Source organism: Bradyrhizobium sp. CCGB01, from assembly GCF_024199795.1.
Classification (GTDB): domain Bacteria; phylum Pseudomonadota; class Alphaproteobacteria; order Rhizobiales; family Xanthobacteraceae; genus Bradyrhizobium.
The window spans coordinates 8013793-8032323 of the sequence record NZ_JANADK010000001.1; the positions used below are offsets into that span (position 1 = coordinate 8013793).

At 61.9% G+C, this 18531-nt stretch carries 19 protein-coding genes and 2 pseudogenes; 7 read left to right on the forward strand and 14 right to left on the reverse strand.

Features of this window, described 5'->3' with window-relative positions; all coding sequences use genetic code 11:
- Positions 1-1762, reverse strand: a pseudogene (locus NLM25_RS37670) (relaxase/mobilization nuclease domain-containing protein).
- 262 nt (positions 1763-2024) lie between these two features.
- On the opposite strand from NLM25_RS37670, the gene NLM25_RS37675 reads away from it, so the two are divergent.
- From NLM25_RS37675 to NLM25_RS37685, 3 genes are all read left to right on the forward strand, one after another.
- The gene (locus tag NLM25_RS37675) at positions 2025-2921 is read left to right on the forward strand and encodes a transposase (protein WP_254122999.1); all 897 of its coding nucleotides are present in this window, start codon (positions 2025-2027) and stop codon (positions 2919-2921) included.
- Positions 2918-3271 carry an IS66 family insertion sequence element accessory protein TnpB gene (gene tnpB / locus NLM25_RS37680; protein WP_254140262.1) on the forward strand — a complete coding sequence of 118 codons (354 nt, stop codon included), beginning with the start codon at positions 2918-2920 and terminating at the stop codon, positions 3269-3271. Before NLM25_RS37675 ends, tnpB begins: the two co-directional genes overlap by 4 nt.
- Before the next feature lie 81 nt (positions 3272-3352).
- A complete protein-coding gene (locus NLM25_RS37685) occupies positions 3353-4882 on the forward strand; it encodes an IS66 family transposase (protein WP_254140263.1) in 1530 nt (509 codons plus the stop codon).
- An 829-nt stretch (positions 4883-5711) separates the two neighbouring features.
- Here NLM25_RS37685 and NLM25_RS37690 read toward each other — a convergent pair.
- The 3 genes from NLM25_RS37690 to NLM25_RS37700 form a co-directional block, all read right to left on the reverse strand.
- The gene (locus tag NLM25_RS37690) at positions 5712-6341 is read right to left on the reverse strand and encodes a lytic transglycosylase domain-containing protein (RefSeq protein WP_309143636.1); all 630 of its coding nucleotides are present in this window, start codon (positions 6339-6341) and stop codon (positions 5712-5714) included.
- A gap of 266 nt (positions 6342-6607) precedes the next feature.
- Complete coding sequence (locus NLM25_RS37695; protein ID WP_254140265.1) at positions 6608-7120, reverse strand: S26 family signal peptidase; 513 nt, start codon at positions 7118-7120, stop codon at positions 6608-6610.
- Positions 7117-7581: a DUF2840 domain-containing protein gene (locus tag NLM25_RS37700; protein ID WP_254140266.1), complete on the reverse strand. Its 465-nt coding sequence runs from the start codon at positions 7579-7581 to the stop codon at positions 7117-7119. The genes NLM25_RS37695 and NLM25_RS37700 overlap by 4 nt, the downstream gene beginning before the upstream one ends.
- A gap of 278 nt (positions 7582-7859) precedes the next feature.
- Here NLM25_RS37700 and NLM25_RS37705 point away from each other — a divergent pair, with 278 nt between their 5' ends.
- The gene (locus tag NLM25_RS37705; protein WP_254141330.1) at positions 7860-8909 is read left to right on the forward strand and encodes an IS110 family transposase; all 1050 of its coding nucleotides are present in this window, start codon (positions 7860-7862) and stop codon (positions 8907-8909) included.
- A 587-nt stretch (positions 8910-9496) separates the two neighbouring features.
- On the opposite strand, the gene NLM25_RS37710 is transcribed toward NLM25_RS37705, so the two are convergent.
- From NLM25_RS37710 to NLM25_RS37730, 5 genes are all read right to left on the reverse strand, one after another.
- Complete coding sequence (locus tag NLM25_RS37710; RefSeq protein WP_254140267.1) at positions 9497-10378, reverse strand: replication initiator protein A; 882 nt, start codon at positions 10376-10378, stop codon at positions 9497-9499.
- Positions 10379-10400: 22 nt separating this feature from the next.
- Positions 10401-10682 carry an AlpA family transcriptional regulator gene (locus NLM25_RS37715; protein WP_254123007.1) on the reverse strand — a complete coding sequence of 94 codons (282 nt, stop codon included), beginning with the start codon at positions 10680-10682 and terminating at the stop codon, positions 10401-10403.
- Positions 10683-10815: 133 nt separating this feature from the next.
- The gene (locus NLM25_RS37720) at positions 10816-11325 is read right to left on the reverse strand and encodes a DUF2285 domain-containing protein (protein ID WP_254123008.1); all 510 of its coding nucleotides are present in this window, start codon (positions 11323-11325) and stop codon (positions 10816-10818) included.
- 67 nt (positions 11326-11392) lie between these two features.
- Positions 11393-11587, reverse strand: a complete 195-nt coding sequence (locus NLM25_RS37725; protein WP_254140268.1) for a transcriptional regulator domain-containing protein — start codon at positions 11585-11587, stop codon at positions 11393-11395.
- A 170-nt stretch (positions 11588-11757) separates the two neighbouring features.
- A complete protein-coding gene (locus NLM25_RS37730) occupies positions 11758-12024 on the reverse strand; it encodes a DUF2285 domain-containing protein (RefSeq protein ID WP_254123010.1) in 267 nt (88 codons plus the stop codon).
- A 110-nt stretch (positions 12025-12134) separates the two neighbouring features.
- Here NLM25_RS37730 and NLM25_RS37735 point away from each other — a divergent pair, with 110 nt between their 5' ends.
- Positions 12135-12416 carry a helix-turn-helix domain-containing protein gene (locus NLM25_RS37735; RefSeq protein WP_254123011.1) on the forward strand — a complete coding sequence of 94 codons (282 nt, stop codon included), beginning with the start codon at positions 12135-12137 and terminating at the stop codon, positions 12414-12416.
- 289 nt (positions 12417-12705) lie between these two features.
- Here the strand turns inward: NLM25_RS37735 and NLM25_RS37740 are convergent, their stop codons facing one another.
- Positions 12706-13611 carry a LysR family transcriptional regulator gene (locus NLM25_RS37740; protein WP_254123012.1) on the reverse strand — a complete coding sequence of 302 codons (906 nt, stop codon included), beginning with the start codon at positions 13609-13611 and terminating at the stop codon, positions 12706-12708.
- A 152-nt stretch (positions 13612-13763) separates the two neighbouring features.
- Here NLM25_RS37740 and NLM25_RS37745 point away from each other — a divergent pair, with 152 nt between their 5' ends.
- Both NLM25_RS37745 and NLM25_RS37750 read left to right on the forward strand, forming a co-directional pair.
- Positions 13764-14309: an SDR family oxidoreductase gene (locus NLM25_RS37745; RefSeq protein WP_254140269.1), complete on the forward strand. Its 546-nt coding sequence runs from the start codon at positions 13764-13766 to the stop codon at positions 14307-14309.
- Between the two features lie 171 nt (positions 14310-14480).
- Positions 14481-15227: pseudogene (locus tag NLM25_RS37750) on the forward strand (SDR family NAD(P)-dependent oxidoreductase).
- Between the two features lie 135 nt (positions 15228-15362).
- Here NLM25_RS37750 and NLM25_RS44205 read toward each other — a convergent pair.
- From NLM25_RS44205 to NLM25_RS37770, 4 genes are all read right to left on the reverse strand, one after another.
- On the reverse strand, positions 15363-15608 hold the full coding sequence (locus tag NLM25_RS44205) for a hypothetical protein (protein WP_309143637.1): 246 nt from the start codon (positions 15606-15608) through the stop codon (positions 15363-15365).
- 280 nt (positions 15609-15888) lie between these two features.
- The gene (locus NLM25_RS37760; RefSeq protein ID WP_254123015.1) at positions 15889-16209 is read right to left on the reverse strand and encodes a DUF736 domain-containing protein; all 321 of its coding nucleotides are present in this window, start codon (positions 16207-16209) and stop codon (positions 15889-15891) included.
- A gap of 555 nt (positions 16210-16764) precedes the next feature.
- Positions 16765-17244 carry a hypothetical protein gene (locus NLM25_RS37765; protein ID WP_309143638.1) on the reverse strand — a complete coding sequence of 160 codons (480 nt, stop codon included), beginning with the start codon at positions 17242-17244 and terminating at the stop codon, positions 16765-16767.
- Positions 17245-17378: 134 nt separating this feature from the next.
- Positions 17379-18302, reverse strand: coding sequence for a DUF2493 domain-containing protein (locus NLM25_RS37770; protein ID WP_254140270.1), 924 nt, complete (start codon positions 18300-18302; stop codon positions 17379-17381).
- Positions 18303-18531 lie beyond the last annotated feature (229 nt).

The following is an 18531-nucleotide window of genomic DNA, read 5'->3' on the forward strand; positions in this document are numbered from 1 at the left end:
TTAGAGGCCGAGGTCGCGCTTGCGGCCAAACCCCCATTCGATACCGCCGCCGTCCTTCATGACGCCGGTGACGTGTTGGCCGAGCCTCTTTTCGAGTTCGCGGGACCAAGGCACGAGCTGGAAGCCGAGACCGTTGTCGATCATTGCAAAACGCCCGGAGGTGAGCGTCAGTCGCTGGCGATACGTTCCCGCCACGTGCTCGCCAGAGGCGGCGTACACATGAGGCAGGCCGACGCTGGCAGAGACCTTTGCTGCCACCTCGTCCAGTTCGCGTCGGCGCAACGTGTTAAGGAGGTCGCGCTGCAGGATGATGCGCTGGCCCTGCCGCCGCGCCAGGCCCTCTTGGATCAGATGCTCGGTGCGGGCTTCGATGGCGTCGCGGGTCTCGCGGCCGAATCCGCCCAGAGCGAGCGAAATCGGATCCCGTTCGACCAGCCGATGGTCGAGCCAGGTTGCTCCTTTTGCGGCGATCTGTTCACCAAGATCGAGATCGGAACGGATAGCGAGTATCAAGGTGGGGCGCGGGTCTCCGGCTTGACCGAAGCGGCGGACCTCGACGATGCCGCCAACTGGTGGAGCATGTTCGAAGGCCTCGATCCCACGGAAGCGCACGTGGTGCGCGCGCCCGTCTGTGCCGTCGATCAGGGCGTAGGCCTCGCCCGTCAACTCATCGTGCAATCCCCGATCAACCAGCCTTCCGACGATCTGGGAGGTCGGCTGTCCACCTTCGATGACGTAGTCGGCCACGCCGCGCGCGTTCCCACGGTCGGTAAAGGCGCGGTGCATGGTCTTGATGATGTCGCCGCGCATGCCGAGGTCGCGCAAGCTACGCTCCGCCTCAAGTCCGACCATCCATTCCCCTGATGCGGCGGGTGCGGCAATGCCCATTTTCTCCAAGTGCTGAAGGCGGCCGACCATCAGCCGCCTGATCGCGGGATCGGACTTGCCGGGATTCTCCGGCCGAAGATCGATGTAGCCCGTCTCATCTGCCGCCAACCGGATCTCCCGGTCGAGCCGTGTCCAGCGGTCTGCCGTGACTTCCCGCTCCAGCGAATTGCGGATCTCGTGCTCCGGTTTTGGGCCCAGTTCGATGGCGACCAGTTCCTCGGCGCGTGAACGCAGGCCCCGACTGATGTAATCGCGGGAGATCACGAGATCGACCCCTTCCTCATCGACTCCCCGAAGGAGAAGATGGACGTGAGGGTTGTCCGTGTTCCAGTGATCGACGGCCACCCAGTCGAGCCGCGTGCCGAGATCGGTCTCTATCTGCCTGGCGAGATCGCGAGTGAAAGCCTTCAAGTCGGTCATGTCGCCGGCATCCTCGGGCGAGACGATGAAGCGGAAATGATGCCGGTCATCCTTGCACCGATGGGCGAAAGCCGCGGCGTCAGCATGATCGCCGCCGGTATCGAACATCTCGGCTCGCTCGCCGCTTCGGGTCACGCCATCGCGCTTCAGATATGAGAGATGAGCCATCAGAGGTGCTGAGCGAAAGGCTCGTCCCTTGTGACGAACCACGCGCGCCTTCACCACGACGCGCCGGGTCGGGCTGAACAATCTGGCGCGGCTAAAGGCGAGCCGGCCGCGGCCAAACGTCGAGCGTCCGTAGGCCGCCGAACGCCTGCCGGCTGCAGCCTGACGCGAGGAGTGCCCGGCCTTCTTCGCAGCGCACAGTACCTGGTTGATGAAGCTCTTTTGTTTCGGCGCGGGTGCTTCGAATGCGCCCAGGCCGAACACGCAGATCGCTGTCGCCCACGCTCACGGCAGGGCCTCCCAACGATCAAAATCGTATATGGTGCCAAAGTCGCCTTTGATTGCATTATACAAAACACAAAGCGCGGCACGCGCCCCGACCGACCGGCACGCCGGAACCCAAGCCATGTCAATGGCTTGCGGTTCGACCGGCGAGCCCCTTTTATCTCGCCGTCCTGCCGTCGTGGTCGTAACCGTCCGGTCTCTGCACACCTTCCTCCTCGTGTCATGTCGTTCCATTTCGGGTTCTCTGCTGCTGTGGAGATTCTCCGGTGGGACCGAAACACTTCCAGAACAAAGCTCGACGCGAGTGGTGGTCGCTGCACATCGAAGCGTGGCGCCGAAGCGGTCTCGGGATCCGCAAATATTGTCGTCAGCAACGTCTCACTGAGAATACGTTTCGGCGTTGGCTGAAGCAGCTCGTCGGTGAGGAGACCGCACGGAAACTCGCGGAATATCAGACGGAATTGCGCCGGGAGCAGCGCCGTGAAGAGCGAGAAAACGTGCTGCGAAGACGTCGGCGACGACGCTTTAGCGTGACCACGGACGTGCGCAATCGCGCCATGCAGGCGTTCTGGGCCATGCACGTCGAGGCGATGAACTGGAGCGGCATGGGCGTACGCGAATATGCCGCGGCGCTGTCCCTGTCGCCCTACGCGCTGCGCAAATGGCGTGACCGGTTGGCCGCCGGCGAGGTCGAAATCGACTGGCGCGCGCATCTTCATCCCTCCGCCCGCCCGGCCGTTAGCACTAGTGCCAGGAACTCAGCTCCCCAACGCCGCTTGACAGCCGCGAAAATCGGCGATCTGGCGGCGCCCGCCGCACCCCTCCGGCGCTTCTTCAGCGACGAGGAGAAGCTGGCGATCGCAAGGGAAACCGAGCAACCCGGCGCCAAAGTGTCCGCCGTCGCGCGCAAGCACGGGATCGTCACTGGGCTGCTGTTCCGCTGGCGCGTGCAATTTGGAATTGGGCAAACGAATCGCTCGAAACTCGCCCGCGTCGCGCTCGCCGACACCGCAGCCGAGACGCGGGTTTTGCGCAACCTCGTCCGTTCGCCCGAGGGAATGGTGGCCGTTGAGCTTGCCGATGGAGGTCGCGTCTTTTCTCCAGTTGGTAGCGATCCGGATGCTGTGCGAGCGCAGATCGAGAGCGGAGAGATTGCACGATGATGTTCGTTCCTGCGGGCGTGAAGGTGCATCTGGCGTTGGGTTACACCGACATGCGTAAAGGCATGGACGGGCTCGCGATGCTTGTCCAGGACGTGTTGAAGAAGGATCCGTTCTGCGGTCATCTCTTTGCCTTCCGCGGCAAGAAGGCATCGGTGTTGAAGATCCTGTTCTGGGACGGCAACGGGCTTTGCCTGTTCACCAAACGCATCGACCAAGATGGCTTCGTGTGGCCCGTGATGGCCGGCCATGACGGTTCGATTACGCTCACACCGGCGCAGCTCGCGATGCTGATCGAGGGCATCGATTGGCGCGTTCCGGAACGCGTTTGGAAGCCCGCGATTGCCGGCTGAACAAAGAGATGGCGCGCAAAAAACAGGGCTGAACTGGGCAGCGATTCTTCTACGAATCAGCATCTTCGAGTACCATCGGACATGCAGCTCGATCTCAACAATCTTCCTTGCGATCCTGAGCTTCTGCAGCGTCTGGTGTGCGACATTGCCGCTGCCATTGACCACCGCGATACTGAGATCGAGCGCCTCAAATCGATCATCAAACAGCTGCAGCGAATGCAGTTCGGACGCAGCTCCGAGCGCATTGATCCCGATCAGTTCGCGCTCGGCCTGGAAGATATCGACAGCGACATTGCCCGCGTTCAGGAAGGCCAGCCGGCGGTCATCTCCGAAGCTCCGACGGCGCAAGCGCGACGCAGAGCTTTGCCGGATCACCTGCCGCGCGAAGACGTTCGGCTCGATGTCGAAAGTGAGGTCTGCAACTGCTGCGGCGGCACTCTTCACCTGGTTGGCGAAAGCGTTAGCGAGATGCTGGACTGGGTGCCCGCTCAGCTTCGTGTCGTGCGCACCACGCGTCCCAAATACGCCTGTCGGGCCTGCGACAGGGTGATGCAGGCACCCGCGCCGGAGCGGGTGATAGCCGGCGGCCTTGCAACGCCGGCGCTGCTTGCGCACGTGTTGATAAGCAAGTACTGCGATCACCTTCCGCTCTATCGACAGTCTCAGATCCTTGCCCGCCACAGCGTCGATCTCTGTCGTTCGACGCTCGCCGGCTGGGTCGGCGGCGCATGCTGGTGGCTCGAGGCGCTGCACGAACGACTGTGCAAGAACGTCTTCGCGTCCGACCATCTGTTTGCCGACGACACGCCGATCCCCGTGCTCGATCCCGGTCGCGGACGAACCAAGACGGCGCGGCTTTGGGTCTACGCCCGTGACCAGCGGCCATGGGGTGGACCCGAGCCTCCGGCCGCAATCTATTTGTTCGCCCCGGATCGCCGAGCCGAGCGACCCGTCGCGCATCTTGCGGACTTCAGGGGCATCCTGGATGTCGACGGATATGCTGGCTTCGAGCAGCTGGCCGACAAGGAGGGGATCACTCTCGCCGCGTGCTGGAGCCACTCTCGCCGCAAGTTCTACGACGTAGCCGAGGCCACCGGGTCGCCTGTGGCAACACACGCCTTGCGCCGGATCGGCGAACTCTACGCGATCGAAGCGCGTATCCGCGGACGATCGCCCGCTGACCGGCTTGCTGAGCGCAGGACGTTCTCCAAGCCAATCGCTGACGCTCTGAATGTTTGGCTGGATGCGCAGCTCCGGCTCGTGTCGGGTCGCAGCACGCTCGCCGAAGCAATCCGCTATGCGCTCTCGCGCTGGCATGGATTGACGCGATTCCTGCATGATGGCCGCGTCGAGCTCGACACCAATCCCGTCGAACGCGCGATCCGTCCCGTCGCGCTCGGCCGCAAGAACCATCTGTTCGCCGGCAGCGACGGCGGTGGGCAGCGCTGGGCAGTCGTCTGTTCGTTGATTGCGACCTGCAAGCTCAACGACGTCGAACCTTACGCATACCTGCGTGACGTGCTGCAGAGGATGATCGACGGACATCCCGTCAACCGTCTCGACGAATTGCTGCCGTGGAGCTGGAAGCCGGCTGATCATGTCAAGACCTGACGCCACGTGCAGCGGCCGGACGCATACGGGCGGGCAAAGTCAACTTTTTCCTAGGCTTTTCATCGACTCCTCGCAGAATAAGCATCGCTGCTTCCCTCCATCTACGACGCACAAACGTCACCACACCGCGTTGCAGTGGCATTCACCAGGCGGGGTCCATGCGTTCCTTCGCGTTCAGCACTTAGGCCGCAGCATGCTCTTCATCAGGTTCATAACAGGGCTGTCCAAGCAGTCCGGCGCTCTCGTCCCCGAGGGGCGGCGTCCAGCATGACAAAAATCGGATCGCAGTGCTCGATCAGCTCACGTATCCGAGCTTCGTAGGCCCCTCGGGCAACCGCTCCGACGAGCAATCCAACATAGAGTTTCATCGGAGCTCTCCTGTTCGGCAACGACCTTCCAAGTCGTTGCACCAGGCTCCGGATTCGGCCACGGCCGCGTTATCCCCGTGCACCGCTATCTCGAAGCCCGATTTGAAGAGCCGTCCTGCCGTCGTGTTCTCCTGGTCGCGGATTCCCGGGGCCCAACCTGCAAGGCAAACTCTCGGTACTCGCGGCGATTTGCGACAAAATGCAGTTCGGGTCATTGCAGTGGATCCTCCAATAGCGCCTGCCCGAAAACGTCGCCTGGGGGCCGATTCATTGCGAAAGAGCAGCAGCGACTTGGCAGCCAACTTGCGAGGCCCACACTGTTTCCGAGCGCTTGCGATAGCGATCGTTACCCGAAGGGCCGAGACACCCGGAGGGTGGCTCGGTGAGGAGCGAAGCGACGAGTAGAGCGCGGGCCGAAGGCATCGCCCATACGCCATCAGCTTGCGAACCCGCACACTTGGTCATTGCGATGCTCCCGAATCCGATCGAGGGACGAACATGCCGATTGGCCGGGGGACCATGGGCGAAACATCGGGCGCAGAGATTGCAGTTGTGACGCCGCCCGACGGCAAGTGCGCCGGCAACCGAACGCGTGTTTTCATAAGACCGGATCGCGTAACGAATAGCGTTGCAGCTGCTGCTGACTGTCCGCTGGACGTCCATCTCGGCGGCAATTCGATGCCAAGTAGATTTGCAAGCTTCGCGACGTAGGCTCGCGTCTCCTCTGGCAGAGAGCCGCCTGCGAGATGCTCTTCATAGCGAGATGGTCCCGCGTTGTATGCGGCAAACACGCCAGGCGAGCCGTACCGGTCGAGCAGTTCGCGCAGATATGCCGTGCCGGCCAGAATGTTGTCGCGCGGGTCGTAGGGGTCGTTCCCGAGATCGTAGCGCTCGCGAAGTTCCGCCCAAGTCGCCGGCATGATCTGCATTAGGCCCATTGCGCCTTTGGGCGACTTGGCGTGCACGTCTCTAGCGCTTTCGACGTTGATGACCGAACCGATCCAGTTCACCGGAATTGCAAAACGCTTCGAGGCTTCGTCGACGAAAGCTGCAAACGGGTTGCTTGCCTGAGCAACCGCTTGAGCTAACACTAATCCACTCTCGGCTAGAGCAGCACTGTCCGACGCAGCGAAAACAAGCAGCAGCGACACGACAGCCCAAACACGCACGCCCGACCGAGCCAAGCATGCCGTCGTGCTCCCGTCCCTCCAGGGGAAAGCCGCTTCGCGCCGGCCATGCGGCCGCCCTTGACTGCCTCGGCGCGCGTCGGCCCTGCAAGCGTTGGTCGGGACGGAGGAATGGTCCCGCGATCGATCGAACAGAGGAACGGCGGAGTAAGAGCGTGGAACACGCACGATCACTCCTCCCACGTCCACAGGGGCAGCGCACGGCCGATCACTGCCGACGCCGGCAAGAATCCAAAATATCGGCCATCAAGAGAGTCGTGAGACTGCCAGTTCATGAGAAAGAGCTCGCCGTCTCCGACCACGCGGCAGCCCTGCCACTTCGGCAGCGGCCGGCCGCGTCTGTCGCGATCCCTCGCCTCGCCCACGGCGATGTCGTCGACCGAAATCGTGAGCCCACTTCTGCAGACCGTTTGGCCGGGAAGCGCCAAGACGCGTTTGAGCATGGGGAGACCGATCGGCAGATAGCCGTTCAGGTCGAGAAAGGTCGCAAGCGGCTCCGGCGGCTGAACGGCGACCAGCTCGGTGACATCGAAGCGCATCCTCGGCCGTAAACGGTAGAGACCGATAGGCACGCTTGCCGATGCATTCCAGATGTAGAGCGGAAGTGGCTCCAGCATGATCGTCGCGACGAGCGCAGCAGCGGCGCCAAACGTCACGGTCAGCGTCTTCAGGCGGCCCATCATCGCATCACCCTCTGACGGTGAAGCCAGGCCTGGTAGCGTGCCTTGGTGTAGGGACGCGGGTTTTCGTTGACGGACAGACGGTTATGAACGTGATGCCAATGATCAGGCGCGACATCAGCGGGATCGATGCCGAGTGCCTCAACGGCATCGATCATTTGCAGCACGCGCTCGACCTTCGGCCAGCCGGACAGACGCAGCAGAATCTCTCCGCCGGGTGTCACATGAGGAACGGTCGAGCAGCGGCGTCCCGGCGCGACTGCACGCAGGATGTCGATCCGCGAAATGATGGTTCCAAAGTCATTGGAGGTCCATCGGACGAAGGCAAAGATGCTGTCGGGTGCAAATGACAGGACGCGCCGGTGGCTATCGAGCTTCCGTTCCTTGACGATGCGGCCGAACTGAATCCGGTTTTCGATCCGTTTCTCGAGCCACAGCACTTCCACTTCGGTGAGATCGCTCATGCCACCGCTCTCTGATGCTGGAACGGGGTGCGGTGAGCTTTGGGGGCGGTGACAAACTGGCACGGCTTCTGCCGGAGAGCAGGATTGACGGCCCCCCGCCGACAGTCACCTCCAATACGGCCGATCGTCTGATCCGTTAAAAGAAATCCGAAGGATTTCTGGTTAGCCAGGGTACTGACCGGTGCCCCCTCGCCAGCCGTGCTGCTGCGAAAATGCTTCACAACGATTCGCGAACGGAACGCGCGGTGCGTGCCGGCGATCAGCGGTGGAGGCGCATGATGGACTTCTATGCAGGGCTCGACGTGTCGCTGGAGGCGACCAATATTTGCGTGGTGGACGGCGACGGCAAGGTCGTCCGGGAAGCAAAACTCGAGACCGATCCGGACGCAATCGAGCTGTTTTTGGCGGAATGGGGCATCCACCTGAAGCGCGTCGGGCTGGAAGCGTTCTCGTACAGCGCCTGGCTGTTCACGGCGCTTTTCGAAAAGGGCCTCCCCGTGATCTGCATCGAAACCCGGCATGCCAAGGCGGCGCGGAACGCGATGCTGAACAAGACCGATCGCAACGACGCCAAAGGTATCTCCCAGATGATGCGGACCGGCTGGTTCCGGGCCGTCCATGTCAAGTCGGAGGGCGCGCAAACGCTGCGCGCGCTGCTGGTCGGACGCAAGGCGTTGCTGGGCAAGGTGCTCGACATGGAGAATATGATCCGCGGCCTGTTGCGCCCATTTGGCCTCAAGGTCGGCGAGATCTCGGTCGGCCGTTTTGATGGGCGCGTGCGCGAGATCGTGGCCGGAAAGAAGCAGCTGGAAGCGATTGCGGCGCCATTGTTGGACGCTCGCAAGGCGATGCGGCTGCAGCTGGCAAAACCGCACCGCCTGGCGCTGGCGGCAGCGCGCAGCGACAATGCAGTGCGGCGGATGATGACCGTGCCCGGTGTCGGCGCGCTGGTGGCGCTGACATTCCCCGCAACTGTCGACGATCCGGCCCGATTCAGGAAGTCGACCAACGTCGGCGCGCATTTTGGATTGACGCCACGGCGCCACCAATCCGGACAGACCGACCGGATCGGGGGCATCTCCAAATGCGGTGACGAGCTGACGCGGGCGATGCTGTATGAGGCCGCGATCGCGATTCTCACGCGCATTCCGAAGAACTTTAAGCTGCGGCTGTGGGGCCTGCGGCTCGCCAGGAAGAAGGGTCTGAAGCGCGCCGCGACGGCCGTGGCGCGTGCGCTCGCCGTGCTGCTGCACAAGATCTGGAGTAGTGGCACCACGTTCCGGTTTGGCGCCGGCGGCAAGCGCGGCCGGGTCGCTGCGGCGATGTAGGGGCCTCCGCGACCCGGCCGCTTCCACGCGCGCCTTCTCCTTCCGCCAAGGCGGAGCAGCGTCTCCCGAGGAGACGGGGATTTGGGTGAGATCGCAACTTTTCTTGCCGGCGGCTTCATGCAGACCATTGAAGCCATCAAGCACGGCGCTGGTTAGCCTGACCGCCCATTCTCCAGATTCCGGCTTGTGGTGGCCGTCGTGCCAACCACGGATGTTAGCGAGTTCTCCTCGACGAGCGCGTGGCTCCAAAGGGACGTGACGCGCATCAGGCGATGATGTTGACGTCAGTGATCGCGAAGACTTGCGCGCGATCGCGTTGGCGCGCGTGCAGCGGCGACAAGAATCGCATTGCAGCGAAGCTTTGCGCGTGCGAGAGTGGATGCATGAGGCATCCTCGTTGCACGCGCGGCCGACTTGTTCACAACGTACTGATTCACAACAAGAAGTTAGTGTCAGTATGTTAGTAAAGTTAGAGCGGCTGTACAGCGCCGGGAAACAAACACCTAAGCTCGATTCCGGTCCCCGATAGCACGAGGATTTGGTCCCCGATAGCACGAGGGTTGCGGTCCCCGATAGCACGAGCTGATTCACAGGTTGTCCTCCGAATTTGGAATGAGACCGCGCCGGCGCAGGCGTGCCGTTAAGGGGTCAAGAAGCGTTGGCGTGAAATTCAGCCGCTCGGAGCCGCTAGGATCGCGTGTGAGCACGAGCTGATAGCCGGGCAATGTCTGACGCTGGACGATCTGACGTACGTCGTAAGCGAAGTGCTTGAGCGGCGAGATGGTGCCGGACTTGGCATGCAGGTGCACAAGGTCAAAACTCCAGCCGCCGTCCTGACGGTCGCCATGCTTGCGCAAAAGACGATAAAGCCAGCGCTCAAGTCCTCCCGTAAGATCGAAATAGGCGCGATCGATCGTCAGCACGAGCGCGTCATCGATTACGCCCGCGTAGAACCAATCCGGCAGAATCAACTCGATCCCAAATGGACGGCCATTTGCATCGGCCGTCTCCTTCCACTCGTTGATCCAGGAGAAGCGATGTCGTCGCCGTTCTGTCGGCTGACGGATCGACGTCATCACAGTTGTCGACTGAAGTCTGTCGAGACCGGCCTTCAGCCGGTCATAGTCACGCGCGCTGGTGCCGCGGCCGACAAACGTCAAAATCTCGTACGGCGTTGCAGCCATCAGGCGCGACGTCTTCAATCCGGCATCACGCGCTTCGACGATTTGGGATGCAGCCCAGATCAAAACGTCTGCATCCCAAATGGTTGCCATGCCGTGTTCCGGCACGGCTTCGACACGAATCGCTATCGTTCCAGCACGGAAATTCATCGGCATAACGCGCTTTGTTTTTGCTAGCGAGAAGAAAGGATAAGCCATCAGATCCTGCGCGTCGCGCGGTGCAAGATCGCCGGGCAGCGCTCGAAAGAGCTTCAGCTGGTCGCGCTCGGAATGCTGTTTGCGCCGCATGGTCACTGCTCTCACGCTGACGTCAGCGACGTTCCTGGCCGGCATACGGGCGCAGCACCGGATGCTTCTTGGCCGGCAGCACGGTCCCTTTCCCGGGGTCGGACGTCGACGTCTTGGCGCCGAGATCAGCCCATGCTTTCAGGTCATCCAGGGCGTAGACGACACGTCCGCCGATCTTCCGATACGTCGGCCCGGTGCCATACGTGCGGTGCTTCTCGAGCGTGCGACCGGAGAGGCCAAGGTAACGCGCAGCCTCCGGTGTCCGCAGGAAGCGTGGAGGTAAACCGGCCGTCGAATCGGACATTTGAGAACTCCAAGGTGACAGCGCACCGCGCATGGCGGCGTCGGCGTGTGTGCGGTCATCATGGAGAAGCGCGATCTCGGAGGGGGATGCCGAATTTTGAGGGTATGATTTTCGATACCCCTCGGTCGAGAGGTTATTCGTCCCTGCGGCCGGGCCGCAGAAGTTTGCGGTAACCTCCGCGAGCCAACGCGAAGCCGCCTTTCACCAGGCGGACCGTTCGATTGCGCAAATCGTGCGTCTTCCAGGCGCGTTCAGGGATGCGCTTTTTTCCAAACAGCGCTTCGGCGATCGTGCGATAGTTACCGCCGGCGCTGCGAGCATCGAGCGCACGGATCGCGGCGCTCAGTCGTTCGCGCCGCTGTTTAGATAGTTTGTGAAATGCAGGACCTGGCGCGCGTCCATTCATTGCGCGCCACAACCGTCGGGCTGCATACGCGCGAGCTTCCAAATCGCCGTCAAACGGCAATTTGGCTGCGTATGACACGCCGAGCACCGGCGGTTCTTTGGACCAGACACGGTGATCCACGGCGCTGATACGCAGCACAGCGTGCCAGCCATCGGCGGCACGGCGCACCTGACCGGCTGTAAGGTCGAGCAATGGCAAAGACGCCGAACTGCGATCGGCAGCCGAGGCAACCGTCACTGGAACGACCGTCGCTAGAACCTCAGGTGCCCAAACGATCGTCTGCTCGTCGAAGGACCTCTGCGGGTCATGGGCGAAAGCAGATGCCCCACCTCCTCCTGAATTCTGGTGTCACTTGGCCATCAGGACTGTTGGCGATCGTCGCCTCAAAGTCGCGTCGATAGTCCGCGTTGCGGCGAAGACATTCCCAGGCGATGTCGGTGATTTCGGCGTCTTGTAGGCTCTTGTAGGAATCCGGCGACCGCCAGTCGAATTCAGGCATTTCTTCCGCCCCATTGCATGCAGCTAACAAGGATTGCGGCGCAATAGGTATGAACGAAGCGGTTGTAGGAAGCCCCTAGTTTGGCACCACGTGGTGCACGAAAATGACCACCGGATAACGGGAGAAAATCGTCTGCCTGCAAGTCGCCAGTCGGTGATTTTCTTCTATTTTCAGCTCGCGCCACGCAAGAGACGCCCCTGCTCAGTCACCCATTTGGCGCGCGCTAAATGACTCTGATATGCGCTCCGCGCACGGTCCGGCTCTTGCTCTGGGTCCATGTGCAAGACCACTCGAGCCACTTCGCGCCAGTCCGCGCCCTCGCCCTCCGCCTGCAGAAGGCGAATGTACGTGACGACATGCTGTTCGTCATAGGCCGTCATCGCCGATTCATTCGGCGCCGCATCTGCAACCTCGGGGTCAACTGGCGGTCTATTCATTTATGATACATCGGTTCATCGAAGCCTTAGCCTCTCTTATGGGCTAAACTATCGAAATAGATCGGTTATAGCCAGTGGTTTGATGGGCGACCAAATGGCTGCCTTTGCGCATGAAAGCTCGTGCGCTTGTGGCCTGGAATGTTCGCCGGATCCGCGTCGATCGCGGCATTCCGCAAGAGCAATTGGCATACGATGCCGGGATCGATCGATCATACATGGGCGGCCTTGAACGGCAATCGGAGAACCCGACGATTGACCTGCTCGACCGCCTGGCGGAAACGCTTGGTGTTCAATTATCGGAATTCTTTGTTCAGCCTCCCAAAGGAGCGACGACGCCCAAGACGTTGCCTAAGGGTCGCAAGCCGATCCGACCGAATCGCAAGAAGAAGTAATTGTTTGCCGTTCTTCCATTTGGAAGCGGCTAGATGCCGAGGGTCTCACTTTCTTCTGGGGCGTGTACGCATAAAGCGACGTCGGCTGCTGACGGTCATGCGGAAAAACATCTACCTCGGGTAAGCTTTACCGGTTTTGACCCTCAGCGGCTTCGCCGGGTTGATTTGCTGTCAGCGACAAGCTCGGAGGCCAATGGCTAATAGGCTCTCGGAAGCCCCAAGTCCTTTTGTGTGCGAGCAGTTAGCGGCTGGAAGTACGGGTGCGATGCTCTGATTTGGGACGCCGATATCATCGCCAAAGCTCAGTAAGGAAATGGAGAACTGCCTTCACATTCGGGCTGTGACGCCGGCTTTCGGGCCAGACGGCTGTAACCGACGAACGGTCTAGCGCGTAGTCTTCGAGTATGGGCACCAGTTCACCTCGCGCGACATGCGGAGCGGCTATGTAGGTCGCCGAGATGCCGATGCCACCGCCTGCGATCAGTACCGCCGACACGCCATCGCTGGTGTCCACCGTGATAGCAGCATCAGGAACGAACTCCACGATGTCCCTACTGATAAGAAAGGGCCATCGGAGCGATTGACCCGAGCTCTGAAAGCGAAAGTTGACGCATCTATGACCAGAGAGCTCGTCCGGATGTTGGGGTGTCCCGAGCTTCTCCAGATAGGATGGAGCAGCGTAGGCGCAAAGTCGATGCGGTCCCAGTTTTTTCGAGAGAAGACGGGTATCTGCAAGATCACCAACGCGGATAGCCACGTCTATACCTTCTTCGGCGACGTCGACGAACCGATCTGCGAGCCTGAGGTCGATCCGCAATTGCGGATACTGCTCGCACAGACCCGGTAGGGCAGGTCCCAGTACGTGGACACCAATCGGCAAGGGTGCAGCGATCCTAATTGTGCCCTTTGGCTCGGCGCGTGTCGCCAACGCCGCCTGCTCGATCTCCTCCGCCTCACGCAACAGACGCATTGCGCGTTCATGGAGGTCGCGCCCCTCCGGGGTCAGCGTGAGCGACCGGGTCGTCCGGGTGAACAGCGAAAGGCCGAACTGCTGCTCGAGCCGCTGAACACTCTTGCTCACCGCCGACGGCGACACACCGAGCGCCCGCGCCGCCGCCGTATAGCTGCCCAGCGAGGCGGCCCGCGCGAATGCGATCAGCCCCGTCAGCCGCTCCAAACCGATTTGTGCCGCCATGGCATCAGTAAAGCGAAATCGGGAACAATTATCAATCCAGTCCCGTGCCCGTAAATCGAAACTCTGAGCATTCACGCGTGTGCCTAAAGGAGTTCGACAGATGACAAATCAATTCCCATCCAAGCCAAATCGAGGGCCAAAAGGTCCTGATTGTGGCCGGTACGTCCGGCATCGGCCTCTCGGCCGCGATCCAGGCCAAAGCGGCCGGCGCCGAGGTGACCGTGCTCGGATCGGACCCAGTGCGCGCCGCCCAGGTCGCTGCCAAACACGGTTTGGCCGGTTGGCTGAGTGCGGACGTGACCCGCCCCGATACGATCGATGCGGCCCTTAGGAACGTGGCACACGTTGATCATCTGGTGCTGTTGGCCGGCAGCTTCGCTGTTGGCAAGGTGCTGGAAGCCGATCTCGTTCGGCTGCATCGGGCGTTCGACGAGCGCGTGTGGGCTGCCGTCCACGTCCTGCGGGCCTTGGGCGAACGTCTCGCCCCCAACACGTCGATTACCTTTATCTCAGGCGCACTCGGCGATCGCCCCAACGGCTACGGTACGGCTGTGCTCGCCGCAGCCTCGTCGGCGATGGAGTCGCTGGCGCGTGGCCTGGCGCTGGAACTTGCTCCGCGTCGGGTAAATACCCTCTCGCCCGGTCCGATCGACACGACGCTGCTCGGAAAAGCATTGGGCGACGGACGCGATTCATAGTCGCCCAGCTGCGGCAGACGCTGCCGCTCCATCGGTTGGGTACCCCGGACGAAGCGGGCGCGGCGGTCGTTTTCCTGATGGCCAACGGCTTCATGAACGGAGCCACTCTGAACATCGACGGCGGCTCGCGCCTCGTCTGATGCTGGCACCGCGACCCAGGAGCACATCGTGATGCGTTCGTTAGCAAACAAGAAGGCGTTGGTGACCGGCGGCTCCCGCGGCATCGGAGCAGCTATCGTGCAGCCCCGCGCCAAGGAGGGAGCCGACGTGGCGTTCAGCTACGCCTCGTCACATGCGGAGGCCGAAGCCGTCCGCCGACTTGCCGAATCGGAGCGCGTCCGCGCCGTAGCGCTACGAGCCGATCATACCGAGATGGAAGAGGTCGTGGCGATGGTAAGTGAAGCCCATGCGGCGCTCAGCGGCCTCGACATCATCGTCAACTCTGCCGGCGTGTTCGTTACGGGCTCGATCAGCGACCCAAGGCGGGGCATCTTAGCACTAGATCGGCAGTTCGACATTAACCTCCGCTCGGTCGCGAACGTCGTTCGGACGGCCGTACCGCTGATGAGCGACGGCGGCAGCATCGCGTCGATCAGCACGGCAGGCGCCATGCATCATACCGTGTTCGCCGGCGTCGCCGACTATGTCGCGACCAAAGCGGCCGTCGCAGCCTACACGCGCAGCTGGGCGGCGCGACCTCGGCCCTCGCGGCATCCGTGCCAATGTAATTAAGCCCGGTCCGATCGACACCGGCATGGCGCCGACCGAAGCCTGGGTGACATGCTCAAGGCCCGCCTCGCTCTCAAACGCTATGGCACGCCCGAAGAGGTAGCCGCGGCCGCTGCGTTCCTGGTCGAGCCCGAAGCAGGCTTCATCACCGGCGCGACGCTCGCCATCGATGGCGGCTTATCGGCCTAAATTGAACGTCACAGCATCTCAAAGAACTAGGAATGCCATGTCAGATATCAATTATGATCTCCTGCTACGATCCAACCTCCAGCGCGTCTTTAACGAAAGAAATCCGGATCATCGAGCGCGCGCGCTAACAGAACTCTACGTCGATGATCCGGTCATGTTCTCGGCAGGGAGGCGATCAGCGCTGTTGCGGGCAAGCTGCTCGACCAGTTTGGACCGACTTTTTCCTTTAAGCCCGACGGCGTCGCGCTCGGTCATCATGGTTTTGGCTTGTTGCGTTGGCATGCTGGACCGGACGGCGGTCCGGTAGCGGTCACCGGGGCTGACGCTGCAGAGTTCACCGGCGGCAGGATCGCGCGGCTCTGGGTGCTTCTTGATTGACAATGAGTGCTCGCGATTTCTGTCGAAATGCGAACGGCCACCGGCCCCAGTGTTTCAATCTGCCATCGCCTTCCATAGGAACATTGCAAACAGCGAAGCCGCTCCAGTTGGCTCGTCGCTGATTCAGAACGCTGGTCGGCTTCTGGCCCATCTACGACCTCGTAGGGTGCCCGTCCTTGTGCCGCGGTTGGGGGTTAACCGGACTACCAGTCCGTCACCGCTTGATAGCATGCCATGGATAGGAAGCCCCGCCCGGCGGACCGGACGGGGCTTGGCGGAGCGTCTACTCGCCGTTCTTGCGGGGCCGCGACCAGAGCAGCGTGTAGCCCTCGCCGCCTTCGTCATCGAACAGGTTCGCGTAGATCGGCGCGTTGAACGAGGGGTCGTCGAGCTTGAGCGAGAGGTAATCGCGGCCCTCTTCGGAGCGCTTTGACCAGGCTGCGCCGATCTCGGCGCGGCCCACGTAGATGCGGTGGCTGGGAGCGTTGTCGTTGGATCGGTTGGTCTCGGCGACGATACGGACGCCCTTGGCTTGCAGGCTCAGAGTGACGATCTCGCCCTGGAAATCGTTGCCGATCTTCTTGAAAGAACCGATGTTAGCCATCTCACTTCTCCTGTTGTGTTTCGAGCCCGCGACCACCGCGGCCTCGATGGCGATCTAGAGGCCGAGGACGATCGGCGACGCACCCGCTCGCGGGCCGGAGCGCAGCGAAGGACGCCGTTGTTGCGACTTTCTTGCCTCGCGAGGAATGGGCGAAGCCCAGGGGAAGAAAGTCGCATCAACGGCGTTGCGGCTCAGGCGATCGAGGCGCAGCCGGTCTTCGGCCAGATCAAGCCATCAAAGAGGCCACGTGCGTCCGCGTGCTGAACCGCAATCTTAAGGAGAAGACTTGGCGAATCTCGGTTGAGCTCCACAAGAGGTCGGAACGGTTGGGCGTATGAAGAGAAATAATCTGCCGCAAAGGGCGGTGTTGTCCCGGAAGGAATGATCGGGCGCGGGCGCGCCGCTCCACTGCAGCAATGTGGACCAGGCGGAGATTGGGGACTTGGTCAAAAGGCTACGAGGAAAAGCGGCGTTACCTCTCCCCCAAGCTCGATGATCCCTCGTTCAACGTGGCGCCCTTTGCGACCTTGCTCGACCGATGATGGCGACGAAGCGTCATCGCTCGAGCGTGGCTGCTGTGAGCACCGGTCGAGGCATGTTCTCCGCCACCCGACCGACAGCAACGGGCGAGTCTCCGCGAAAACGGTCAAGCGCGTCCATGCCGTGCCGCCGATGCAAACCGCACTTAGGAAGCGAAGACCTCGCGCCAAGCCAGCGAAGGCACCCGATCTGCGACAGGACAAACGCCACATGATAGCCAGCGATAGCTGCAGGGACAGTGGATGCGGTTGCGATCACGATGCGCAACGTCCGGGACCGACAGACCGCGACGGCGACCTGAGCGACAGCAAGCGTCAGTGCGCCGGAGGCCAATCCGATAAGCAGCGCGCCGATGACGCCGGCTCCACCATGAAACGCCAACATCCCGATACTGAGTGCGGCGAAAAAAGGCAACGCATAGACCGTCAGCGCAAAGATCAGCCAGCAGAACAACCCGATGCCGAGCGTGTTGAGAACAAGCCCAAGGGCGACCATGGCGGTGGCACCAATGCATGGATGTACTAGTCGCGCCTTCCACCACCACTGCGGCGCGGCCTCGGACGTAATGTCAAAACGAGGCGGAGTTGCTGCGTGCAACTCGGTCGTCTTAGACGCTAGCAAGACGGCGCTCATGCGCCACCGAACTTCCAGACGGGGATGCCGAGCCGCCTGGCCTTGTCGGCGAGGTTGTCCTGAATTCCCGTGCCCGGGAAGTGCATGACGCCGATCGGCAGGAGCTCGAGCATGGCGTCGTTACGCTTGAAGGGGGCCGCCTTGGCGTGCTTGGTCCAGTCGGGCTTGAAGGCGATCTGCGATACCTTGCGATTGATCGCCCATTTGGAGGCGATGAGTTCGGCGCCTTTCGGCGAGCCGCCATGGAGCAGGACCATGTCGGGATGCTTGGCATGAACCTTGTCGAGGCGATCCCAGATCAGGTGATGGTCGTTGAAGTCGAGCCCGCCGGTGAGTGCGATCTTGGATCCTGGCGGCACCAGGACCTCGGTTTCGGCGCGGCGTTTCGCTGCGATGAAGTCGCGGGAGTCGATCATTGCCGCGGTGAGCGTGCGGTGGTTGACCAATGATCCGGATCGAGGACGCCAGAACGAGCCGGTGTGGACTTCAAAGCGTTCGATCGCCTGGTCGCGGAAGAGTTCTAAGCAATTGCGGCGCTCGATGAGCGTGATGCCTTCAGCCGTGAGGCGCTCGAGTTCGACCGATCGTACTTCGGAGCCGTTCTGCTCGCGCTGGCTCTTGTGCTGCGCCTGCTCGTTGTCGTCGAGCTGGCGTTCGATGCGGTCGACGGCACGATGGAACAAGTTGACGGTCGACCAGAGCAGATCGTCAAGGTCCGGCTCGAGCCGCGTGTCGTTCAGGGCCGCAACCAGGGCATCGAAGATATCGGCCACGGCACCGGAGATCTTCTTGCCTTCGGGAAGCGGTCTCGGATCAAGCTGGTCGTCGAAGGGACGGTAACCGAAGAGCTGTAGTTCGGTGAGGACGTGGTCCGTTGGAGACGAGGCGTGCGGCGGTTCGACGTCGTCATGGTCGGTCATGGAAGGAGGTCCTTTGCCGGGTTTGGCCGCGCCCTTCGCGGCCTTCGTGGCGATCACTCAGACGGCGGGCGGAACAGGCCAGAACCCGAAGGGCCGAAGCGGCAGCGGAGGATGGCGGAGGCCGGCTATTTTGCTTCGCGATGCAAAGCGCGCTGGCCATACACGGATGATGTGTCTTCGCATCGCCGGCGCGCGGCGGAAAATAGCCGGACGCAGCCATTGCCGGCCC

Bases quoted from the DNA above. Each gene is read 5' to 3' on its own strand.
- tnpB (WP_254140262.1), top strand. From the start codon at position 2,918: ATGATGTTCGTTCCTGCGGGCGTGAAGGTGCATCTGGCGTTGGGTTAC.
- NLM25_RS37760 (WP_254123015.1), bottom strand. From the start codon at position 16,209: ATGGCTAACATCGGTTCTTTCAAGAAGATCGGCAACGATTTCCAGGGC.
- NLM25_RS37710 (WP_254140267.1), bottom strand. From the start codon at position 10,378: ATGCGGCGCAAACAGCATTCCGAGCGCGACCAGCTGAAGCTCTTTCGA.
- NLM25_RS37735 (WP_254123011.1), top strand. From the start codon at position 12,135: ATGAAAGCTCGTGCGCTTGTGGCCTGGAATGTTCGCCGGATCCGCGTC.
- NLM25_RS37740 (WP_254123012.1), bottom strand. From the start codon at position 13,611: ATGGCGGCACAAATCGGTTTGGAGCGGCTGACGGGGCTGATCGCATTC.
- NLM25_RS37695 (WP_254140265.1), bottom strand. From the start codon at position 7,120: ATGATGGGCCGCCTGAAGACGCTGACCGTGACGTTTGGCGCCGCTGCT.
- NLM25_RS37715 (WP_254123007.1), bottom strand. From the start codon at position 10,682: ATGTCCGATTCGACGGCCGGTTTACCTCCACGCTTCCTGCGGACACCG.
- NLM25_RS37765 (WP_309143638.1), bottom strand. From the start codon at position 17,244: ATGGTCGCCCTTGGGCTTGTTCTCAACACGCTCGGCATCGGGTTGTTC.
- NLM25_RS37725 (WP_254140268.1), bottom strand. From the start codon at position 11,587: ATGCCTGAATTCGACTGGCGGTCGCCGGATTCCTACAAGAGCCTACAA.
- NLM25_RS37770 (WP_254140270.1), bottom strand. From the start codon at position 18,302: ATGACCGACCATGACGACGTCGAACCGCCGCACGCCTCGTCTCCAACG.
- NLM25_RS37700 (WP_254140266.1), bottom strand. From the start codon at position 7,581: ATGAGCGATCTCACCGAAGTGGAAGTGCTGTGGCTCGAGAAACGGATC.
- NLM25_RS37705 (WP_254141330.1), top strand. From the start codon at position 7,860: ATGGACTTCTATGCAGGGCTCGACGTGTCGCTGGAGGCGACCAATATT.
- NLM25_RS37730 (WP_254123010.1), bottom strand. From the start codon at position 12,024: ATGAATAGACCGCCAGTTGACCCCGAGGTTGCAGATGCGGCGCCGAAT.
- NLM25_RS37685 (WP_254140263.1), top strand. From the start codon at position 3,353: ATGCAGCTCGATCTCAACAATCTTCCTTGCGATCCTGAGCTTCTGCAG.